The organism is Lentimicrobiaceae bacterium, assembly GCA_023227965.1.
Lineage (GTDB): Bacteria > Bacteroidota > Bacteroidia > Bacteroidales > JALOCA01 > JALOCA01.
The window spans coordinates 24,438-45,412 of sequence record JALOCA010000028.1 but is presented as its reverse complement, the minus strand read 5'-3'; the positions used below and the strand labels follow the sequence as shown (position 1 = coordinate 45,412).

At 39.2% G+C, this 20,975-nt stretch carries 17 protein-coding genes; 15 read left to right on the top strand and 2 right to left on the bottom strand.

Features of this window, described 5'->3' with window-relative positions; all coding sequences use genetic code 11:
* The 3 genes from M0R21_09965 to M0R21_09955 all read left to right on the top strand — a co-directional run.
* A partial coding sequence (locus M0R21_09965) for a T9SS type A sorting domain-containing protein (GenBank protein ID MCK9618145.1) occupies nt 1–368 on the top strand: 368 nt, incomplete at its 5' end.
* A 310-nt stretch (nt 369–678) separates the two neighbouring features.
* A complete protein-coding gene (locus tag M0R21_09960) occupies nt 679–2,160 on the top strand; it encodes a T9SS type A sorting domain-containing protein (protein ID MCK9618144.1) in 1,482 nt (493 codons plus the stop codon).
* 241 nt (nt 2,161–2,401) lie between these two features.
* Entirely contained in the window at nt 2,402–4,174 is a 1,773-nt protein-coding gene (locus tag M0R21_09955) for a YgiQ family radical SAM protein (protein MCK9618143.1), read from the top strand.
* Between the two features lie 27 nt (nt 4,175–4,201).
* Here M0R21_09955 and M0R21_09950 read toward each other — a convergent pair whose 3' ends face one another.
* On the bottom strand, nt 4,202–4,639 hold the full coding sequence (locus M0R21_09950; GenBank protein ID MCK9618142.1) for a universal stress protein: 438 nt from the start codon (nt 4,637–4,639) through the stop codon (nt 4,202–4,204).
* A gap of 131 nt (nt 4,640–4,770) precedes the next feature.
* Here M0R21_09950 and M0R21_09945 point away from each other — a divergent pair, with 131 nt between their 5' ends.
* Complete coding sequence (locus M0R21_09945; GenBank protein ID MCK9618141.1) at nt 4,771–6,015, top strand: hypothetical protein; 1,245 nt, start codon at nt 4,771–4,773, stop codon at nt 6,013–6,015.
* A gap of 26 nt (nt 6,016–6,041) precedes the next feature.
* On the opposite strand, the gene M0R21_09940 is transcribed toward M0R21_09945, so the two are convergent.
* The gene (locus M0R21_09940; protein ID MCK9618140.1) at nt 6,042–6,695 is read right to left on the bottom strand and encodes a succinate dehydrogenase cytochrome b subunit; all 654 of its coding nucleotides are present in this window, start codon (nt 6,693–6,695) and stop codon (nt 6,042–6,044) included.
* Nucleotides 6,696–6,819: 124 nt separating this feature from the next.
* On the opposite strand from M0R21_09940, the gene M0R21_09935 reads away from it, so the two are divergent.
* From M0R21_09935 to M0R21_09885, 11 genes are all read left to right on the top strand, one after another.
* The gene (locus M0R21_09935) at nt 6,820–8,109 is read left to right on the top strand and encodes an aminopeptidase P N-terminal domain-containing protein (protein MCK9618139.1); all 1,290 of its coding nucleotides are present in this window, start codon (nt 6,820–6,822) and stop codon (nt 8,107–8,109) included.
* A gap of 147 nt (nt 8,110–8,256) precedes the next feature.
* A complete protein-coding gene (locus tag M0R21_09930; protein ID MCK9618138.1) occupies nt 8,257–9,495 on the top strand; it encodes an insulinase family protein in 1,239 nt (412 codons plus the stop codon).
* A gap of 2 nt (nt 9,496–9,497) precedes the next feature.
* Nucleotides 9,498–10,778, top strand: coding sequence for an insulinase family protein (locus M0R21_09925; GenBank protein ID MCK9618137.1), 1,281 nt, complete (start codon nt 9,498–9,500; stop codon nt 10,776–10,778).
* 20 nt (nt 10,779–10,798) lie between these two features.
* Nucleotides 10,799–12,253 (top strand): gliding motility-associated C-terminal domain-containing protein, encoded by a 1,455-nt coding sequence (locus M0R21_09920; GenBank protein ID MCK9618136.1) that lies wholly within the window; start codon nt 10,799–10,801, stop codon nt 12,251–12,253.
* A 92-nt stretch (nt 12,254–12,345) separates the two neighbouring features.
* A complete protein-coding gene (locus tag M0R21_09915; protein MCK9618135.1) occupies nt 12,346–13,959 on the top strand; it encodes a DUF2807 domain-containing protein in 1,614 nt (537 codons plus the stop codon).
* Between the two features lie 104 nt (nt 13,960–14,063).
* Nucleotides 14,064–14,810 (top strand): YebC/PmpR family DNA-binding transcriptional regulator, encoded by a 747-nt coding sequence (locus M0R21_09910; GenBank protein MCK9618134.1) that lies wholly within the window; start codon nt 14,064–14,066, stop codon nt 14,808–14,810.
* A gap of 281 nt (nt 14,811–15,091) precedes the next feature.
* Nucleotides 15,092–15,532, top strand: coding sequence for a TlpA family protein disulfide reductase (locus M0R21_09905; GenBank protein ID MCK9618133.1), 441 nt, complete (start codon nt 15,092–15,094; stop codon nt 15,530–15,532).
* A gap of 103 nt (nt 15,533–15,635) precedes the next feature.
* Entirely contained in the window at nt 15,636–17,324 is a 1,689-nt protein-coding gene (locus tag M0R21_09900; protein MCK9618132.1) for a DUF6029 family protein, read from the top strand.
* Between the two features lie 11 nt (nt 17,325–17,335).
* Nucleotides 17,336–18,214 carry an Omp28-related outer membrane protein gene (locus M0R21_09895; protein MCK9618131.1) on the top strand — a complete coding sequence of 293 codons (879 nt, stop codon included), beginning with the start codon at nt 17,336–17,338 and terminating at the stop codon, nt 18,212–18,214.
* Nucleotides 18,215–18,341: 127 nt separating this feature from the next.
* Entirely contained in the window at nt 18,342–19,448 is a 1,107-nt protein-coding gene (locus tag M0R21_09890) for an ROK family protein (protein ID MCK9618130.1), read from the top strand.
* 194 nt (nt 19,449–19,642) lie between these two features.
* Nucleotides 19,643–20,974, top strand: a complete 1,332-nt coding sequence (locus tag M0R21_09885) for a succinylglutamate desuccinylase/aspartoacylase family protein (GenBank protein MCK9618129.1) — start codon at nt 19,643–19,645, stop codon at nt 20,972–20,974.
* Nucleotide 20,975 lies beyond the last annotated feature (1 nt).

The window sequence follows — 20,975 nt, the reverse complement described above, 5'->3', positions numbered from 1 at the left end:
CCATGCTTTGTAATATTTTGGATGTTTTTGAAGGTGGTCCATTAAGGTGTTATGAAGATAATACTTTGGGATATTTTTCCACAAACATTGCTTCCTCATGCGATTATATCGCAGGAATCAGTAAAAAGAAAAAGGAAAATACTTTTCAACTCTTACCCAACCCCGGCACCAACATTCTATACATCCAAACCACATTAAAAGATGCGAAATTAGAGATGTACGATGCCAACGGCAAGTTAGTAATACAACAAGACATAAACGAAACCACAACGGTAAGTACATCTGCACTAAATCAGGGCATGTATTTTTACCGGGTAATGCAGAAAGGAGAAGTAAAAGATAGCGGGAAATGGGTGAAGCAGCAGTGAACTGGGAGCCTGGAGCTATGAAAAAACAAAAAAGAACGAACCAATCCACTTGTATAAGAAAACATTCAACCAATAATCGTCGTAAATAAAAAAACTTAATTTTGAAAGTATAACAAAACTTAATTTTTTTGATAATCTTTAAGATAAAGCAAAGAAGAATACAAATTTTTTTAAAGAAATCAATAAACAAAAGGGGAAATAAAAACCAACATAGACAATTAAGTGTGGATGTGCTGGTTCTAAATGATTTAATTAACCATCGAAGGGCTGCACTTTTGTACAGCCCTTCTAAAAATAATATATTGAAAATATGATTAAAAAAAAATTTCTATTACTGGCAATCATTGTAGTATGGGTAGGAAACAGCAAAGCTCAGCCTGAATTTCTACTTAATTTAACACATCCTGAAACAGATGATGTAGTTTATGATACTAAAGAACTTTCGGATGGTACTTTTTTGTTTGTAGGAAGAACGTTTGATTGGGCAACGTCTTGCAAAAGTCCTCTATTGATTAAAACTGACTTCAATGGCAATATAGAATCATATAAGCAATATAATTTTTCACCATATTCCGGCGATTTTTTCAATATAGTTGAAAAAAGTGGTCAGATATATGTTGTTGGTGATTTGATAGATACTACAAATGCTGGTATTAACAGGTTTTTTATTTCTGAATTAAATAGTAATTATGATACAACAAGTCTTCATTTTTTTATCCTACCAGATAGTCTTGATGTGACAGATGCCATGAGCTTTGTTGATAGCTCCGGAAACTTTATCATATTTGGTTATTTGTGTAATAAATTAAATATATATCAGAATAATATGTTTGTTTATAAGATAAACATGAATAGTAAACAAACACAGTTTAAATTATTTAATGATATAATGTTTTGTTATGACATGGTAGAAAGAAAAGAAAGGAAAGGTTTCTATGCGTTTATTTTTGGTCGTTCTGAAAAAAATACAAATGAAATGGTACGATTAGATTCTTCCTTAAATATTCAATCCTTCTTTTCATTTGATCAGATTTTAGAAGGGGTTCATAGTTCAGCAAAATGGTTTTCAGATACTACTTTAATTTGTGTTTCAGAAATAGTACATAGTAATTATCCAGCTCCCGGAGTTAAAAGAGGCATTACTTCTATTATCCTTAACCCGGAAGATACTATTATTTCACAAACTGATATTGAAGTAAATGATACGCTCACTTTTCCTGCATGCAGAGATATCATTTCCGTGAATGGAGATAACTCTGCTTATATAGGAGGGATAAAGAATTTTGATGTAAATGGTGGGGGGGGGTATTGGTCAACATACAAATCATGGTTTTCACTCACCAGATTAGATAAGGATTTGAATATTATATGGACAAAGTATTATGGGGGAGACGCTTATTACGTTTTATGGACTGTAAAAGCTACTTCAGATGGTGGCTGCCTTTTGCTTGGCACAAGATATGATTATTTAACACAGAATGAGGAGCGTGATATATTTATTATAAAAGTTGATGAAAATGGAAATGTTACTTCTGTTAAAGATAATCCCGGTATAATGGCTAAGGAAGCCATTCTTTACCCCAACCCCGGCGCCAACACTTTGCACATCCAAACCGCTTTAAAAGATGCAACATTAGAGATGTACGATGCCAACGGCAGGTTGGTAGTACAACAAAACATCAACGAAACCACTTCAGTAAATACCTCAGCACTAAATCAGGGCATGTATTTTTACCGTATAATGCAGAATGGAGAAGTAAAAGATAGCGGGAAATGGGTGAAGCAGCAGTGAACTGGAAACTGGGAGCGATGAGAAAGTAGTACCTAAGATTGCATATCTAAAGGTTGGCGTAAACGAAGTCCTGGCAAAATCCGTGAGTGGCAGATTGTCTCATTTTAAAAAGACTTTATATTTTTCCGGTAAATTTGCAGCTAATGGCTACTTTTGCAAAATATTCATTTCATGAATTCAACAAGATTTGACGATCTCCGGTAAAAAACCTCCTCTTTGGCTCCCCATTACCCGCGACGAGATGCTCCACCGTGGCTGGAACGAAGTGGATGTCGTCCTTATCACCGGCGATGCCTATGTGGATCACCCCTCTTTCGGGACGGCTGTGGTAAGTCGTGTTATTGAAAAAGAAGGCCTTCGCGTGGCAATAGTCCCTCAACCCAACTGGCAGGACGACCTGCGTGATTTCCGTAAATTCGGCAAGCCTAAACTGTTCTTTGGTGTTGCTTCCGGCAACATGGACTCAATGGTAAATCATTACACCGCCAACAAACGCCTTCGTTCCGACGATGCTTTTACTCCGGGTGGCAATGCCGGTTTCCGTCCCGATTATGCAGCTTACGTCTACACACGCATCTGTAAACAACTTTACCCGGATGTTCCGGTGGTGCTTGGCGGTATAGAAGCGTCGCTGCGACGACTTACCCATTACGATTACTGGAGCAACAGCCTGAAACCTTCTATTCTGACAGATACCGGTGCCGACCTGCTGATTTATGGCATGGGCGAGCGACCACTGGTTGCCCTCTTAAACGAATTAAAATCCGGGAAACCCTTTGCAGAACTTACCAATATTCCGCAAACGGCTTACCTTACTGAAAATAAAACGGTAGCTCAGAACTTCCACGAAAGCATAGAACTTCCTGCACATGAAGTTTGTGTAAAGGATAAAAAAGCTTTTGCCCTGGCTTTTCGGCTTACCGAACAGGAATCGAACCGCTGGCAGGTTAAGCATATTCTGCAAGCTGTTGGCGAGAAAGTTGTTGCTGTGAATCCACCTTTTCCCCCCATGGAAGAAACCGAACTGGATGCCGTTTACGACTTGCCGTTTACCCGTCTTCCACACCCAAAATATGCCAAAAGAGGTACCATTCCGGCTTACGAGATGATACGCCATTCGGTAAATATCCACCGAGGATGCTTTGGCGGATGCAGCTTTTGCACCATTTCGGCACACCAGGGAAAATTTATTACCAGCCGTTCGGAAGCATCCGTTCTGCGCGAGGCAGAAGCCATTACCAGGATGCCAGATTTTAAAGGTTATATCACCGACCTGGGTGGCCCGTCGGCAAATATGTACCGGATGAAAGGCTTTGATACGGCACTATGTAAAAAGTGCGGCAGGGCTTCCTGTATTTTCCCTTCCGTTTGTAAAAATCTGAATTTCGATCATCAACCTCTTACCGCATTGTATCGTAAGGTAGCTGTGCTTCCGCAGATAAAGAAGGTTACCATCGGCAGCGGTATACGCTACGACCTGCTCGCCGGTAAAAGTGATGAAGAAAACCGGCGTTTCGGACTGAGGGAATATACCCGCCAGGTGATTGTACATCATGTTTCGGGAAGACTGAAAGTGGCTCCCGAGCATACCGCCGACAGTGTATTGCAAATCATGCGAAAGCCTTCGTTCCGGCTTTTTCATGACTTTAAAAAACAATTCGATGCCATCAACCGCGAAAACGGGCTAAACCAGCAACTGATTCCTTATTTTATTTCGAGCCATCCGGGTTGCAGTCTCGAAAATATGGCAGAACTTGCTGTGGAAACAAAAACTTTAGGGTATAAACTGGAACAGGTACAGGATTTAACGCCAACCCCCATGACCCTTGCTTCAGTAATGTATTACACCGGACTGGACCCCTACACGATAAAACCCGTGTACGTGGCAAAAAACCGGGAGGATAAACTGAACCAACAACGATTTTTCTTTTGGTACAAACCGGAAAACAAAGCCTGGATAAGGGCTACCCTTAAAAAGCTCCGGAAAGAAGAACTCCTCCGAAAACTGTTTTGAATCCTGATAAAGTAAAAAATTTGTCTTTTATTCCTTTTCGGGAACAATCAACACCGGGATTTTCGACTTCCGCATCACACCTTCGCTTACACTACCCAAAAAAGTTTTGTAGAAAAATCCATGATTGTGCGAACCCATAACAATAAGGTCAGACTCCACTTTTTCAGCCTGTTCCAGAATACTATCTACAATAAGTCCTTTTACCAACAAAGCTCTTGCATCCAACCCTTTGTCTTGAACATGCTTTTCCAGCAGTTGTAATTCTCTTTCCTGCTGTTGCAAATCTTCATCCTGATATGTTTGATCGGCAGGTGATACCATATCAAAACCAACAAAAGCAGGAGGAAGGGAAGCAATATGGATTAACCATATTTTACTTTTAAAGGCAAAGGCTATCTCAGCAGCTTTGTTAATAACTTCCAGCGACAAATCGGAAAAATCTACCGGCACAAGAATATTTTTCATTGCCTGATAAAATTAATGATACAAATATAGCTAAATAATGGGTTGTAACCTATTTTTTTGATTTTTTTAATAAAATATCTGCTATAAAAAGTTTAATTTGTGTACTTTTAGCCTCTTTTTGCAAATTGCGTATGAAAATTGCCGTGATTGGTTTTGGTGCTGCCGCCATTGGTTTTATTGAAAGAATTAAAAATTCGGAACATGAAATTCATGTTTTTGAAAAAAGTAAAGATATTTATTCGTCAAGTATTTCTGGCATACGAGCCGACGGGAAGCTTTTCGTTTCGCGCGAAATGGGTGGCGACATGGACATACCGTTGACGCTTCAGAAGGAAATAGTGGATTACTACATCCATCATACCGATAACGGAACGGTGGAAACCGGCAGTTCGTTTACCAATAAAGAATATTACAGCCGGTTTTACGAAAAGGGATTCCAGCCAATTGCTTCCGATTTTTACCATATCGGCACCGACCGGCTAAAAGAAGTTCTGTTCAATATTTATGATTCTTTTAAAAAATACAGCAATATTCATTTTCATTTCGAGAACGAAATAAAAGAAGTTAACTGCCTGCCCGGAAAGGTGATGCTGAATAATACCGATACTTTTGACTCTGCCATTGTTTCTGTGGGCAGAAGCGGGCATAAACTCATCAATACTTTGATTCACAAATATCCAGAACTGATACTCGACAATACCAAGGTTGACCTGGGCATACGCTTTGAAATTCCCAACCATATTGTGGAAGATATCAACCGGGAAATGTACGAATTTAAAGTAAAATTTAAAAGTCGCACAGGGTATATGGTTCGTACATTTTGCAACAATCCTTCTGGCTACGTGGTTACCGAGCATTATGGTGATTTTGTTACTGTAAACGGGCATGCCAAGGTGAAAGACAAAAGTAAAAATACCAATTTTGCGGTATTGGTTACTATTCAGCTTACCGAGCCCTTCAACGATCCTATTGGCTTTGGTTCGCTTATCGCCAAGCTTACCAACCTGTTGGCAGGAAAGGATAAGCTGATATTGCAGACATACGAAAACTTTAAAATGTCGAAACGTACCAAGTATCTTTACCGGGTACAACCTACTCTCGACAGTGAAAATTACATCCTGGGCGACATCAACCTTGCTTTTCCGCGTCGTATCATCGAAAGTATCATTGATTTTATTGAAAACCTTGACAAAGTACTCCCTGGTACTGCCAATCCGGATAACTTGGTTTATGCTCCCGAAATAAAATTTTACTCAAATCGTCTCGACAACGATAAGATTAATAACCTGATGTTCATTGGCGATTGCAGCGGTGCAACTCGCAGCATCATTTATGCTACCGGGCACGGATACATGGTAGGTGAACGGTTTTTATAAAAACTACTTCCCTCCTTAGCCTGTATTTATTTCCACCACAGATAATACATGGGAATAATGGCAAAACCCAAAGGAATAATAATGGAGTACAAAATTCCGGCAAGTTTAATGGCTGTATTGTATTTACTATGATTCAGCCCAAGTGTCTGAAAAGCCGCCTGAAAAGCGTGGTTAAGATGAAAACCTAAAAATAGCATGAAAACAATGTAAAGCAGGCTGTAACGAAAATCGGAAAACAACAGCTGTGCCATGGTATAAAAATCGTGCCTGTCAACCCCGGTAGGAGGTGCCACCCAGCCCGCTTTCACAAAATAAAAATTGCTAAAATGGATGACCAGAAAAAGGATAATAATGACTCCGGTATGAATCATGTACTTCGAAAAAAAAGAAGTGTGTGAAAACCCACCAATTTTATAGTGTTGCGGACGAGCCCACCAATTTTGTATCTGTACCAGAATGGCAAGTAAGATATGAAGTGCAAAGCCACCAAATAAAATCACTTCGAACACTTTAAGCACATAGTTTGTTGACATAAAATGCGCTGCTGCTGTAAACCATTCACCATCATCGTTTCTGAGAAGCAATAGGTTAATACTTAGATGCACTACCAAAAAGGTGATGAGAAAAAATCCTGCAAGCGCAATAATAATTTTTTGGGTGATGGAGGAATAACGTATCATAATTTTTCGTGTGAAAATAGAATAATCTCAAAAAATTCGTGTAGGTTTGTAAGCCATAACCATACAAAACTAAACAAGTTTACGAAAATATTAAAAAAATTTAAATAATTAATAACCAACCCTAATGAAATACGAACCTATAAATCCGGAATTGTTTATCATTAACCGTGATAATTTCCGCAAACAATTAAAACCAAAATCGGTGGCAATTTTTAATTCCAACGATGAATTTCCACGCAATGGCGACCAGAATTTTCCATTCCGCCAAAACAGCGATTTGTTTTACCTTTCGAGCATTGACCAGGAAAAAACCATTCTGCTCATTGCACCCGATTGCCCTAACCCCAAATGGCGCGAAGCCTTGTTCCTGGTAGAAACCAACGAACACATCGCCGTGTGGTACGGGCATAAATATACCATGGAAGAAGCACAAAAAGCCTCAGGCATAAAAAACATCTACTGGCTCGAAAGTTTTGAAAGCGCTCTTGCCGAAGTGATGGCTACCTGCGAAAATGTGTATCTGAATACCAACGAAAACATCCGGTTCTCCTCCGAGGTACCCTATCGTGATCTCCGTTTTGCCAAAGAGTTAAAATGTAAATATCCCGTTCATAACTACGAGCGTTCGGCTCCGATTCTTTCCCAGTTGCGTGTTGTTAAGTCTGCACTGGAAGTTGCATTGATACAAAGAGCCTGCGATATTACCGAACAGGGATTCCGTCGTGTACTTTCTTTCGTTAAACCCGGTGTGATGGAATATGAAGTGGAAGCGGAAATTACCCGTGAATTTATCCGCAACCGTGCAACCTGTCATTCCTATAATCCTATCATTGCTTCTGGAAAGAATGCCTGTGTGTTGCATTATGTGGAAAATGACAAGGAATGCAAAGACGGCGATTTGCTACTGCTCGATATCGGTGCCGAATATGCAAATTATGCCGGTGACCTTAGCCGTACGATTCCGGTAAACGGGAAATTCACTCCACGTCAGAAAGAAGTTTATAATGCCATCCGTCGCGTAATGAAAAAAGCTATCAGCATGCTCGTTGTTGGAAATACCATTGATAAATACCATGCCGAAGTATGCAAACTGATGGAAAAAGAACTCATCAATCTGGGCATGTTTACCGAAGAAGATGTAAAGAATCAGGATCCTTCAAAACCTTTGTATTTTAAGTATTATATGCACGGAACTTCACATTTTATGGGTATGGATGTACATGATGTAGGTTCCAAACAGGAAACATTGCAGCCGGGTATGGTTTTTTCGTGTGAACCGGGATTATATATTATGGAAGAAGGCATTGGCATCCGCATCGAAGACGACATCCTTATCACTGAAAGCGGCCCTGTTGACCTGATGGCTTCCATACCCATTGAAGCTGACGATATTGAAGCCCTGATGGCAAAATAACGCGTTTGACACATTTTCAGATAACGACTTCTCCAGGCAACAGGAGGAGTCGTTTTTTTAAAAAAGAGTCATTGACAACAAAACCGTTATACGTTTTCGTGTACTTTTGTATAAATTTCTGCGTTTGCATCTTACACATTTACTAATATGATTCTTTTCGACCGGTTTGTTTTGGATAATGGATTAAAAGTGCTGGTGCACCGCGACGAGCTCTCCCCTATAGTTGCCATGAATATACTTTACAACGTAGGTTCCCGCGACGAAAATCCTGACCGAACCGGCTTCGCTCACCTGTTTGAACATCTGATGTTTGGCGGTTCGGTGCATATTCCCCGCTACGACGAACCCCTTGAACGTGCTGGCGGTGAAAACAATGCCTTTACCAATAATGATATTACCAATTATTACCTTACCATTCCCAGGCATAACCTCGAAACCGCCTTCTGGCTCGAAAGCGACCGCATGCTTAACCTGGCTTTTACACCCCAAAGTCTTAATGTGCAACGAAAAGTCGTGATAGAAGAGTTCCGGGAAAGTTATCTAAACCAGCCTTATGGTGATGCCTGGCTATTGTTGCGCCCCCTGGCATATAAGGTACATCCTTACCAATGGAATACAATAGGAAAAGATATTTCACATATCCGGCAGGCAAAAATGGAAGAAGTAAAAAAATTTTATCATCAGTATTACAATCCCGGAAACGCCATCATGACTATCGCGGGAAATGTGGACACTGAAACAATTAAACAGCTTTGCTACCGCTGGTTCCAGCCAATTGAAAATGCAGGAACCTATTTCCGGAATCTGCCATCCGAACCTGTTCAAACCGAAGCGCGTTTTTTAACCGTTGAACGCTCTGTACCTTTCGATTCCCTATACAAAGCCTGGCATATCTGCAAACGAAGCAGCCCGGATTTTTATATTTTTGATGTCATTTCCGACCTGCTTGCCAATGGAGATTCCTCGCGGCTGGAACAGGAACTGGTAAAAAAACAACAACTTTTCAGTGAAATCAATGCCTTTGTAACCGGTGATTTTGACGAAGGATTGCTGGTAATTACCGGAAAGTTGCTGAAAGATATTCGTATGGAACAGGCTGAACAAGCCCTGAACAACGAAATCAGCAGACTGGCAGAAGAAAAAGTCAGCAATTATGAATTACAGAAAGTAAAAAACAAAATTGAATCCATGTTGGTTTTTTCGGAAATGAAAGTACTCGACAAAGCCATCAATCTTGCCTTCGCCGAATTGATGGGAGATGCCAATCTGGTAAATACAGAAATAAAACGCTTTATGTCAGTAACGCCGGACGATATTGTCAAAACTGCTTCCCTTTCACTCGTTCCGCACAATTGTTCAACTTTGTATTACCTTGCCAAACAGTAACCATGTCGCTTAACCGAAAAATACCTCCCGGGCTGAATGCATTTATTACGCCCCAATTACCCACTCCTTCTGTGTTTTGTCTTGATAATGGAATCCCGATTTGCCCTATTCAGGGAGGCTCTCAGGACATTGTAAAAATAGATTTTATTTTTAAAGCCGGAAAATGGTATCAGCCATCCCCTTACATAGCTTACGGAGTAAACCGGCTAATGAAAGAAGGAACCTGCCGGCACACTTCTGCTGAAATAGCCGAAAAACTTGACTTTTACGGAGCATTTCTTGATACTTTTTCAGAAGCTGACGATGCAGTAATCACATTGTATTCTCTTAATAAACACCTTGATACATTACTTCCTTTGCTTGAAGAAATCATCAAGATGCCAGAATTTCCACAAAAAGAAATAGATATTTTCATCCAAAAAGAACACCAACGGTTTATTATCAATCAGCAAAAGGTAAAATATCTGGCAAGAACACATTTTATGGAAACCATCTTCGGAGCGGAACATCCTTACGGAAAAACGATCAAAGAAGAGGTTTTTTCTAACTTGCACCGTGAGGCATGGAAGAGTTACCATTCCGAATATTACAGGTCTGATAACTGCAAAATTATTCTTTCCGGCAAAATTCCTGGTTCGCTACCCGCAGCACTCAATCGCTTTTTTGGTGGAAAAGACTGGGAAAACACGGCTGCAGAAACCCATCAACCGGCAGAAATCATTCCTATTACAGACCATTATCGTAAAATTACCAAACACGACACACAACAATCGGGCATACGCATCGGCAGACCCCTTTTCAACCGTACACATCCTGATTATTTCCCTTTTACCGTGTTGAATACTTTATTAGGGGATTATTTCGGTTCCAGATTAATGACAAATCTTCGCGAAGAAAAAGGATATACCTATGGCATTGGCTCGCAATTAGTTTCTTTTAGGCATTCAGGTTATTTAACCATAGCTTCGGAAGTAAACGGTGATAGCACAAACCAGGCATTACAGGAAATTATGTTTGAAATACAACAATTGCGCGAAATTCCGATAAAAGAAAAAGAACTTTCGCTAGTTAAAAATTATATGCTCGGCAGTTTTTTGCATGGAATAGAAGACCCCTTTTCATTAGCCGATAAATACAAAAAGACCCTGATGTACGGAAAAGATTTCTCTTATTACTACCAATGGCTGGATGCAATACAGTCCACCTCTGCAGAAAAAATTGCTCAGCTTGCCAATGCCTATCTGAAGGAAGAAGACCTTTGGACGGTTGTTGCCGGGAAATAGGAATTTACTGAATTACAAAAATGTACAGAATCATTATCACCGTTTTTGTGTTGATTAAAGCAGTAGTAGGTTTCGCTCAGCTACCCCCAACACCGGTTATTGATTCGGTGAGTATAGTAAATGGTAAGGCTGTCGTCTCGTGGTTTCCCAATCATGATTCAACCGATGGTTATCTTATTTATCATTTAAATGGCGCAAGCCGGATATTGATAGACACCGTGCATGGCATAACATCTTCTTCCTACACAGATATTTTATTCGATCCGTGCATTGGCAATCAGGCATATTGTGTAAATGCTTATCAGGGTGATAATGTCAGCCCTGATGGGACTTTGTATCCTATAGGAACCTTGTTTTTTCGTTCCCTTTCGTTTCAGCAATGCGACAAAATCGCCACTTTGCTTTTTAATAATAGTGAATTTACTTATAACGACATAATCGGCTATTCTGTTTTCAGTACCGAACACGGAAAAGAAACCTACCTGGGAGAAGCAACTGGCGGAATATTTATTCACGAATTTGATTTTATGCAAGGAGCACCTTACTGTTACCTGATTCGGCTTTACCGAAATAATGGCAGCACCTCTTCTTCTTGCGAACGCTGCTTTTCAGCACAATACCCTCCTATGCCTTCCCGGCTCGGACTAAAATTGCTCAGTGTGAACAACAATACTGCCGAGCTGCTGCTAACTCCTGATCAAACCAACCCTTACGCACAGCTTAAAATTCTCCGGACGGAAGTAGGCACGGGAAATACACAGGAAATGTTTTTTACCAATGGCTGGAATAGCGAGTTGCTGATAACCGATGCCTCTGCCAGGACAAATAACTACTCCTATATTTATAATGTTACGGCTTTAGATAGTTGCGGCAACGAAAGCAACCTCCTTACGGTACAAGCCCAAACCATGCTACTTACAGCATACTCCGCCAACGAAAGCACGAATACCCTTGAGTGGAATGCCCATACAAACAGCCAATGGAAAGTAATTCACTACAGGGTTCGCAGAAGTATTCCGGACAGACCCGATACTTTAATTATTCTTCCTGCAACAACGACAAATTATAATGATATAGTCTTGCAATACGCCCATTTAGGTCTTAGTTTTACATATGTGATAGAAGCAGAATGTGTTCCTGATGTATTGAATTCTAATCCTGATACTGTAATAAGTTTTTCTAACCCGGTAACTTTGGTTCAAACCCCCTATTTTACAATTCCTAATGCATTTACTCCCGATGGCGATGGGTTGAACGACATTTTTCATCCCGTTCCGGCGGAAGTTTTTCAATTCAGCACTTTTACTTTCACGATTTTCGACCGCTTGGGAAAACAAATTTATTCTACTCATAATCAAAATGAAGGTTGGAACGGGGACGGTTATCCCATGGGAATTTATTTTTACAATATTGTCTTTAAATTATTTAGCGGTAAATCTTATGAAAAAAGAGGGGTTATTACACTTATTCGGTAAAAAAACTTTCCGTTTTTGTAACTAATCCAGTGTATTTTCGTCATACGACAAAGAAAAACGGGAAAATTAACCATTCAAAGTAAGGATAAACCATGAAAACAAAACTTTTAAATGTCGGTTTGTTAGCTTTCACGATGTTGTTCACAAGTGCATTTGCTTTCAGCCAAGGAACTGTAGAACAAAAAAGAACTGTATCCGATTTTAATGCCATTGAAGTTGGAGGAGCATTTAAAGTAACATTATCACAAGGAAATGAAAATGCTGTTACAGTAATTAGTGATGAAGAAAACATTGACAGGATTATTACAGAAGTTTCGGCTAATACCCTCGAAATATATGCAAGGGGTATCAGAAATGCTTCAAAACTCGAAGTAAACATCACCTGTAAAACACTCGAACGGCTTGAAATTTCCGGTGCAGCACAGGTAAGTACTACAGGAACGCTTGCAGCCGAAAATTTCGTACTGGAAGCCAGCGGTGCATCAAAAGCTACTCTTGCACTGAATGTTAACACCATGAAAAGTGAGATTTCGGGAGCTGCCGATGTGAAACTTTCGGGAAATGCCAACAATCTTAACTCTGAAGTTAGCGGCGCCGGGCATTTAAAAGCCACCGAGCTGGAAACTTCAAGCGCCAAGCTGGAAGTTAGTGGAGCCGCAAATGCCAAAATCAATGCGAAGGACGAAGTGGAAGCAGAAGTTACAGGTGCTGGCTTTTTTAACAATATTGCCAACCCTCCAATTCAGCGGATTGAAAAAAATGGAACTATTGAAATCCAGAGAAGAAGAATTGAAGAAAAATCGAGAGAATTGGAACAACAGGCAAGAGAATTGGAAGAACAAGCAAGGGAAATAGAAAATAATATATCCGTTCCCCCTATACCCCCTGTTCCTCCCGTGATAATTGACGATTCAGAAACCATTACCGAATACAATGCAGACTCAACCCGTATCATTATTCGCAAACATAAACACCACAGAGATAATGATCACTCTATTGTGATTCTGGGCGACAAAAAAATTATTGTTGATGATGAGGGCATTAAATACGAAAAAGACAAACATAAAAATGAGTTCAACGGACATTGGGGTGGGTTGGATCTGGGCATAAACGGCTATCTTACCTCCGATAATGATATGGAAATGGCTGATAAATACGAATATTTGGATCTAAAATACGAAAAATCAATCAATGTTGATATTAACCTTTATGAACAAAACATTAATCTCATAAACAATCATTTAGGCTTAATTACCGGGATAGGCTTAACTTACAATAACTATCGTTTCGACAACAATACCGTATTAGTTTCCGATACAAATATCGTTTACGGCTTTGTTGATAATGCAGCAACAAGCAACTATAAAAAGACCAAATTACTTGTAAATTATCTTACTGTGCCCCTGCTGCTCGAATATCAAACTAACGACCGGACCGATGTTAACAGCTTCCACATCACTGCCGGGCTTATCGGAGGGATTCGTTACGGTTCGCATACCAAGATTGTTTTATCTGATGGGAAAATGACCAAAAATCACGATGATTTTCATCTCAATCCTTTTAAACTCGATGCTACCGCACGTATTGGCTGGGGATTGGTTAATCTTTACGGAACCTACTCTCTTACCACTTTGTTTAAAGACGGAAAAGACCCCGAGTTGTATCCTTTCAGCTTAGGAATTGCGTTTGATGTAAACAACTGGTAATCTTTTATAACCAAAAAACCAATCTTAAAATGCCATCCTTTGGATGGCATTTTCTGTTTAATTGTCAATTTTTTTTTAATTTAGCACCCCAAAAATCAAGATTTATGTCAGGTCATAATAAATGGTCAACCATCAAGCGCAAAAAGGGTGCTTTAGACGCCAAGCGTTCTAAAATTTTTTCAAAAATCATTAAAGATATAACCATTGCCGTTCGTGAAAGCGGAAGCGATCCGGATTCCAACCCTCGGCTAAGGCTGGCTATTGCCAATGCCAAAGGCGCAAGTATGCCCAAAGAAAATATCCAACGGGCTATAAGCAAAGGAGCTGATAAAGACGCAGCTTCGTTACAGGAAACTACCTATGAAGGTTATGTTCACAGCGTAGCTGTTTTTATTGAATGTACTACCGATAATCTTCAGCGTACGGTAGCAAATATTCGTTCTATTTTTAATAAATATGGTGGAAATCTGGGTACTAATGGCTCGTTGGCACACGTTTTTGAACGCAAGGGAGTTTTTGTCATTCCCAAAAGCCATATAAAAAATATGGACGATTTTGAAATGGAGGTGATTGACGCAGGCGCCGAAGACATAGAAAGTGATTCCGAAAGCGATATCGTTACCGTAACCACTCAGATGGAAGATTTCGGCATAATGATGAAAAAACTCGAAGTTTTGGGTATTGAACCGGAAAGTGCACAATTGCAGCGAATTCCTATTACAACCACCCCGGTTGAAAATGATGTTGCCCTTAAGGTGTTAAAAGTTATTGACATGTTTGAAGACGATGATGATGTGCAAAACGTATATCACAACATGGAAATGACAGAAGAAATAATGGCAAATTTGTAATCTTCCAGGCATTAGCCAACAGCTTTCGTTTTACTGCTATCTGCATTTTCACATTATGTGAAAAATATTTTTATGAGTTATTCACTTAGTTTTAATAGTACAGGCTTATTTTTTGCTTTGCAATAACACGGCAAACAGTTGGTTAAGTTAGTAGCTTCTTGCCGTATTATACCTGAGAAACCCTTTAATATTTTTATTGATGGAACAAATTTTAACATATTTATTTTAATGTATATAATTTTTTAGATATTTGCCTCATCTGAATTTTAAAACGTTTTACAATGAAATTAAAATCTATTATTCTGTTTATTAATCTTTTTGCAATTGCTTCACTTGCTTTTCCCCAGACAGAAATGTCTATACAAAAGCTTCCTTCAGTTGATTTAAGAACACCTGATGGCAAAATATTTAACACTTCTTCTATTCACAACGACGGAAAACCGATAATAATAAGTTTCTGGGCTACATGGTGTACAAATTGTATTAAAGAACTTAATGTGATTTCGGAAGAATACGAAAACTGGCAAAAGGAAACAGGGGTAAAACTTATAGCAATTTCAATTGACGATGTTCGCAACGCAGCCAAAGTTATGCCATTTGCTAATGGTAAGAACTGGGACTACGAAATTTTGTTGGACCAAAACAAAGATCTTTACCGTGCACTGGGTATTACCGTGGTTCCCACAACTTTTCTGCTCGATGGCAATGGAAATATTGTTTGAAAAAAAGTAGAATTTAAAGAAGGAAACGAAACTGAACTATACAAAAACTTAAAGAAAGTTTCCGAAGGTAAAACAATAGAATAGTTTTATTTTTAAAAAAATAATGATGAAAAAAATTCTACTCGCTTTAATAATCTTTACCTTATTATCTGAAATTAACCAAGGGTTTGCCCAAAACCTCCTTGGAGGTCAGGTAAGGGGAGATTTTCAGCTTGATGCCCAGTATTATAATAAAGATAAAGAACTTGGCATAAACGATTCTACACTTAATGGTAAAAAATTTGGTTCAAATGCTTACCTGAATGTAACTTACGAACTTGGTAATTTTACTGCCGGAGTTCGTTACGAGCATTACCTTAACCCACTCAACGGCTTCGACAACCAATACGAAGGCAATGGATTTGCTTACCGTTTTCTTTCCTACAAAAAGGATAATCTCGAAGTTACAGCAGGTAATTTCTACGAGCAATTCGGAAATGGAATCATATTAAGAAGTTATCAGGAATGGAACCTTGGCTTCGACAATTCAATTGACGGAATCAGAGTAAAATATCGTCCTTACAAAGGCGTAACTTTCAAGGGTATTGTAGGAAGTCAAAGATATTTCTGGCAAAAATACGACTCCGATAACCGCGGCTATCTAAGGGGTGCCGATTTGGAATTCTCAGTTAACGAAATGTTTAGCAAATTGGAAAACTGCAAAACCCAGGTAATTATTGGTGGAAGTTGGGTAAGCAAATACCAGAAAGATGACCCTACTTCTAATTATAAACTGCCTGAAAATGTTAGTGCCTTCGCCGGAAGAATGAATATCAATCATGGAAATTTCGGATTTACGGCAGAATATGCCAATAAAATTAATGACCCCACCGAAGCAAACAGTTATATTTTTAAAAATGGTCAGGCTTTGCTGGTTTCGGCAAACTACACTAAAAAAGGGCTGGGAATCACCCTTTCAGCTAAAAGAATTGATAATATGAGTTTTAAAACTAACAGAACCATTGAAGACATACCACTCGATATCAATTTCATTTCTCCACTTACAAGGCAGCATGGATATACCCTTCTGGGATTGTATCCTTATTCAACCCAAGCAAACGGCGAAATGGGCGGCGAAGCACAGTTAACTTATTTTATTAAGAAAAATACCTGGCTTGGCGGAAAATACGGAACCGAACTCAGCTTGAATTATTCACGGGTGCAATCTATTGATATTGACTCAATAAAAATTGATGGCATGGTGCCATATTCTGGTACTAAAGGCTATAAATCCGACTTCTTTAAAATCGGAAATGAACTTTATTTCGAAGATATTACATTCGAACTCGACCATAAATTCAGCAAGAAGTTCAAAGGTGTTTTTTCTATTTCCGGACTTTCGTACAACAAAACCGTGATGGAAGGTGAAGGTGGAATGATTTATGCTATAGCCGAAGTAACCGATCTAACTTACAAACTTACTCCCACAAAATCACTTCGTGCTGAAATCCAGCATTTATCAACCGAACAAGATTTAGGAAACATTGCTTACGGAATGATAGAGTTCGATATTGCCCCAAATTGGTTCTTTTCAGTAGCCGATCAATATAACTATCAGAAAAAAAATAATGAAAACGGAGAACAAGCTGACCGAATCCATTATTTCTCAGGAAGTATGGGCTATACAAAAGGAACAACCAGAATTACACTCACTTATGGACGGGTGCGCCAGGGTTTGCTTTGTGTTGGCGGCGTTTGCAGGCAAGTTCCGGCTTCAAGTGGTTTGACTATTGGAATTTCAAGTAGTTTTTAAAAAATAAAGCCATGAAACGAATATTGTTTTTTTTATCACTGGTATCCGGACTTTTCGTTAGTGGATGCTTGCTTTCCTCTTGCGATAAAATTGATGAACCTTACACCCGCGGTACGGGAGGAGCTAATGAAACTCCCTACAGGCTTTGTATTTACCTGATTGAAGACAGCATTGTTGCACCACAAAAAAATAATGACCCCTCGGTTGGACCTACCCCCGATTGGCTCGATTATGTACATAATCACCTACTTAGAACTTCTCTTAACGGAACATGGGGTAGTATTTTTACAGGAGGAATTGATGCCGAAGCCGATGACACGGTGAAAGTAACAAAAAAAGTACTGCTCGAAGATTTTACCGGGCATCTTTGTATTAATTGTCCCTCTGCAGCCGAAAAAGCCAAGGAATTAAAAACTATTTACGGAGAAAACCTGTATATTATAGCTCATCATGCCGGTGAATTTGCCGAACCACAAACTTCCGGAAATTATACTGCAGACTTTCGTAATCCAAGTAGTAATGAATTGTATGCTGAATTTGGTATAACTTATAATCCTGTAGGCTTAATCAACCGCCACGAGTTTAATAGCCAGCGGCGTGTTGGTGCCGGACAATGGGCAGCAAAAATAGGTGAAATGATGAACCAGAAAACCGATATAAAAATTACATTTTCAAAAAACTACCAAGCTCTCACCGGATTGCTTGAAGGAAATGTAAAAGTCAGAATTTCTGGGAAATGGTTTACTCAGCCCTTTAGTATTTTTATGAATGTTTATGATACCAACAACTGGAATGCCAACAATTGCAAACTTGTAGCCTTCGTTTATGAGGAATCTTCCCGCGAAATTTATCAGGTAGAAGAAACAGATGTATATTCAGGGAAAAAATAATAAACAATTTAAAATAATTCATCATCCCGGATAAATATTATCGAACGAAAAAATAAAAGCCTAAAATAAAAGATTAATTTTATAAATCTTTTGTTTACTTTTGTCCTAAGCTTGAAAAAAGCAGTCTATGAGGTATATTAATGATAATCGTATCGTATTGACACTGGATGCTGGTGGTACCAATTTTGTTTTTTCGGCAGTAAAAGGCGAAAAGGAGTTCATAAAACCGGTAAGCCACCCAGCGCATGGCGATACGCTTGAAATTGTATTAAATACTATTATCCACGGTTTTGAGGAAGTTATGATGAAACTTGACGAAAAACCCGTAGCAATAAGTTTTTGCTTTCCCGGACCTGCAGAGTATGAGCTTGGAATAATCGGCGACCTCGAAAACCTACCTACTTTCAAAGGTGGAGTGGCTCTGGGTCCTATGCTCGAAGATAAATTCGGGATACCTGTTTTTATTAATAACGATGGTGATTTGTTTGCTTATGGAGAGGCAATTTCAGGCTTATTGCCCCATATCAATGAGTTGCTTGAAAAATCCGGCAGCCCTAAAAGATATCAAAACCTCTTTGGGATAACCCTTGGTACGGGCTTTGGCGGGGGCATTGTTTCGAAAGGGCAACTTTTTATCGGCGATAATTCTGCTCAGGCAGAAATTAACCGTATGCGTAACCGGCTTTTCGATAATGCAAGCGTTGAAGAAAGCACAAGCATCAGAGGCGTGAAACGGGTGTATGCCATCGAATCGGGCATTAACATTATCAAAAGCCCCAATCCTAAAGAGATTTTTGAAATTGGCATGGGAGCACATGATGGAAACAAAGCCGCAGCCATAAAAGCTTTTGAAGAACTGGCGATGGTGGCTGGCGATGCCATTGCCAATGCCATTACCCTGATTGACGGGCTCGTAGTTATCGGTGGTGGGCTTTCAGGCGCATATCCTCTGTTTCTGCAAAAACTGACTGAGGAAATGAACGCCCATTTTCAGACAATGGCTGGTGCTTCGCTCGACCGCCTTGAAGTAAAAGCATTCAATCTGGAAAATGAAAGAAATCTTTCAGCATTTATTAAAGGCGATATTCGCGAAATAACCGTACCCTTCAGCAACCGGAAAATTACTTACGATCCCCTGAAAAGAATTGGAGTTGGGGTAACAAGGCTTGGAACTTCCAAAGCCGTTTCTATTGGAGCTTATTCTTTTGCCCTTAACCGTCTTGATACACATTAAAAAAGGAAATACTAATTTTTCCCGTTTTATTTTATTATTTGATTTTTTTTATATTTTTGGAGCGGCTTAAAAAGCTAATGAAGGTATTAATGGCTGTTTTACAATTAATTAATAATTAAATATATTGCCCCGAATTTCTTTACAATTCGATGATTTTTTATTTTAAATAATACACATATAATCAATATTAATAAATGAAAAAAATAATATTACTTTTTTTTGTTTCAATGTTTTTTTTCAATGGAATTTCACAGACACAAAATTCTCTGAAAAAAGAAATTGAAGTTAAGGTTTTCATTGACAACCCTAAACAAGCTGCATTTTTATATAATTTACATCTTAAAGGCGAAGTTTATCCAATAGGTTATGGCTGGTTCGAACTTTCATCCGAACAATTAGAATTAATTAAAAATGCCGGACTGCGTTACGAAATATATGAAAATAATTTTTCGGAAAACACATCAGGAACACTCGAAGCATTTCATAACTATTATCAGATTCTCGAACTAATGGATAGCCTTGCAACCGCTTATCCATCAATTTGTAAAAAATATACTGCCGGCACTTCAGCCGGAGGAAATGCCATAGTAACCCTGAAAATAAGTGATAATGCCGACATCGAAGAAAACGAACCCGAAATAATATTCGATGCCGGAATTCATGGCGACGAATTGGTAGGACAGGAAATCACAATCCGTTTGGCACGATACCTTTGTACAAGATATACTACCGACCCTTATATTCAGCAACTTGTTGATAACCGTGAAATATGGATTTATCCCAACGTAAATCCCGACGGACGCATTGCCCTCGACCGTTATAATGCCAACGGACAGGACGTTAACCGTGACTGGGGTTACATGTGGTACAACGAAACTACAGCCGCCTGGTCGCAACCCGAAACAAAGGCTCTAAGACAAATTGTCTTCGACAATCAGTTTGTAATTCACACTTCTTATCATGGAGGAACCGAATATTTATCTTACCCCTGGAGTTATCGCCCCGACACCCCTCCCGACCTTTTATCAATAGATTTTCTTGCCGAATTGTACTCAACCACTTCAGGTTATGCCAATCTTCCTTATGGACAGGGATATACAGGAATGTACCCAATTAACGGAGCCTCAAAGGATGCAAATTACGGTTTGATGGGTTCAACTACATGGTCGTGTGAAGTTTCTATGGATAAAATGCCTTCACCATCTACCATACCCACTTACTGGAATTACAACCTCCCTTCACAACTGAAAATGATTGAATATGCCGGATATGGCATTGAAGGCACAATAACCGACGCACTTACAGGTGCTCCGGTTGAGGCTTCAATTTATGTTGGAAACAATTTTCCAATTTATTCCGACCCTGTTGTTGGAGATTATCATAAATTTTTAGTTTCCGGAACCTATAACCTGAAAATTGTTGCAAACGGCTATCAAACAGCAATAGTTCCAGGTGTTATAGTTAATGAAGAACAATCAACAATACCAATATTACCCTCGAACCGCAGTTTAGCCATTTTGCATTAAA

What these genes read in the sequence shown, in the direction of transcription:
- M0R21_09895 (MCK9618131.1), top strand. Translation starts at nt 17,336, where the DNA reads ATGAAACGAATATTGTTTTTTTTATCACTGGTATCCGGACTTTTCGTT.
- M0R21_09945 (MCK9618141.1), top strand. Translation starts at nt 4,771, where the DNA reads ATGAAAATTGCCGTGATTGGTTTTGGTGCTGCCGCCATTGGTTTTATT.
- M0R21_09955 (MCK9618143.1), top strand. Translation starts at nt 2,402, where the DNA reads ATGCTCCACCGTGGCTGGAACGAAGTGGATGTCGTCCTTATCACCGGC.
- M0R21_09905 (MCK9618133.1), top strand. Translation starts at nt 15,092, where the DNA reads ATGAAATTAAAATCTATTATTCTGTTTATTAATCTTTTTGCAATTGCT.
- M0R21_09950 (MCK9618142.1), bottom strand. Translation starts at nt 4,639, where the DNA reads ATGAAAAATATTCTTGTGCCGGTAGATTTTTCCGATTTGTCGCTGGAA.
- M0R21_09885 (MCK9618129.1), top strand. Translation starts at nt 19,643, where the DNA reads ATGAAAAAAATAATATTACTTTTTTTTGTTTCAATGTTTTTTTTCAAT.
- M0R21_09900 (MCK9618132.1), top strand. Translation starts at nt 15,636, where the DNA reads ATGATGAAAAAAATTCTACTCGCTTTAATAATCTTTACCTTATTATCT.
- M0R21_09930 (MCK9618138.1), top strand. Translation starts at nt 8,257, where the DNA reads ATGATTCTTTTCGACCGGTTTGTTTTGGATAATGGATTAAAAGTGCTG.
- M0R21_09940 (MCK9618140.1), bottom strand. Translation starts at nt 6,695, where the DNA reads ATGATACGTTATTCCTCCATCACCCAAAAAATTATTATTGCGCTTGCA.
- M0R21_09960 (MCK9618144.1), top strand. Translation starts at nt 679, where the DNA reads ATGATTAAAAAAAAATTTCTATTACTGGCAATCATTGTAGTATGGGTA.
- M0R21_09915 (MCK9618135.1), top strand. Translation starts at nt 12,346, where the DNA reads ATGAAAACAAAACTTTTAAATGTCGGTTTGTTAGCTTTCACGATGTTG.
- M0R21_09910 (MCK9618134.1), top strand. Translation starts at nt 14,064, where the DNA reads ATGTCAGGTCATAATAAATGGTCAACCATCAAGCGCAAAAAGGGTGCT.
- M0R21_09935 (MCK9618139.1), top strand. Translation starts at nt 6,820, where the DNA reads ATGAAATACGAACCTATAAATCCGGAATTGTTTATCATTAACCGTGAT.
- M0R21_09890 (MCK9618130.1), top strand. Translation starts at nt 18,342, where the DNA reads ATGAGGTATATTAATGATAATCGTATCGTATTGACACTGGATGCTGGT.
- M0R21_09920 (MCK9618136.1), top strand. Translation starts at nt 10,799, where the DNA reads ATGTACAGAATCATTATCACCGTTTTTGTGTTGATTAAAGCAGTAGTA.
- M0R21_09925 (MCK9618137.1), top strand. Translation starts at nt 9,498, where the DNA reads ATGTCGCTTAACCGAAAAATACCTCCCGGGCTGAATGCATTTATTACG.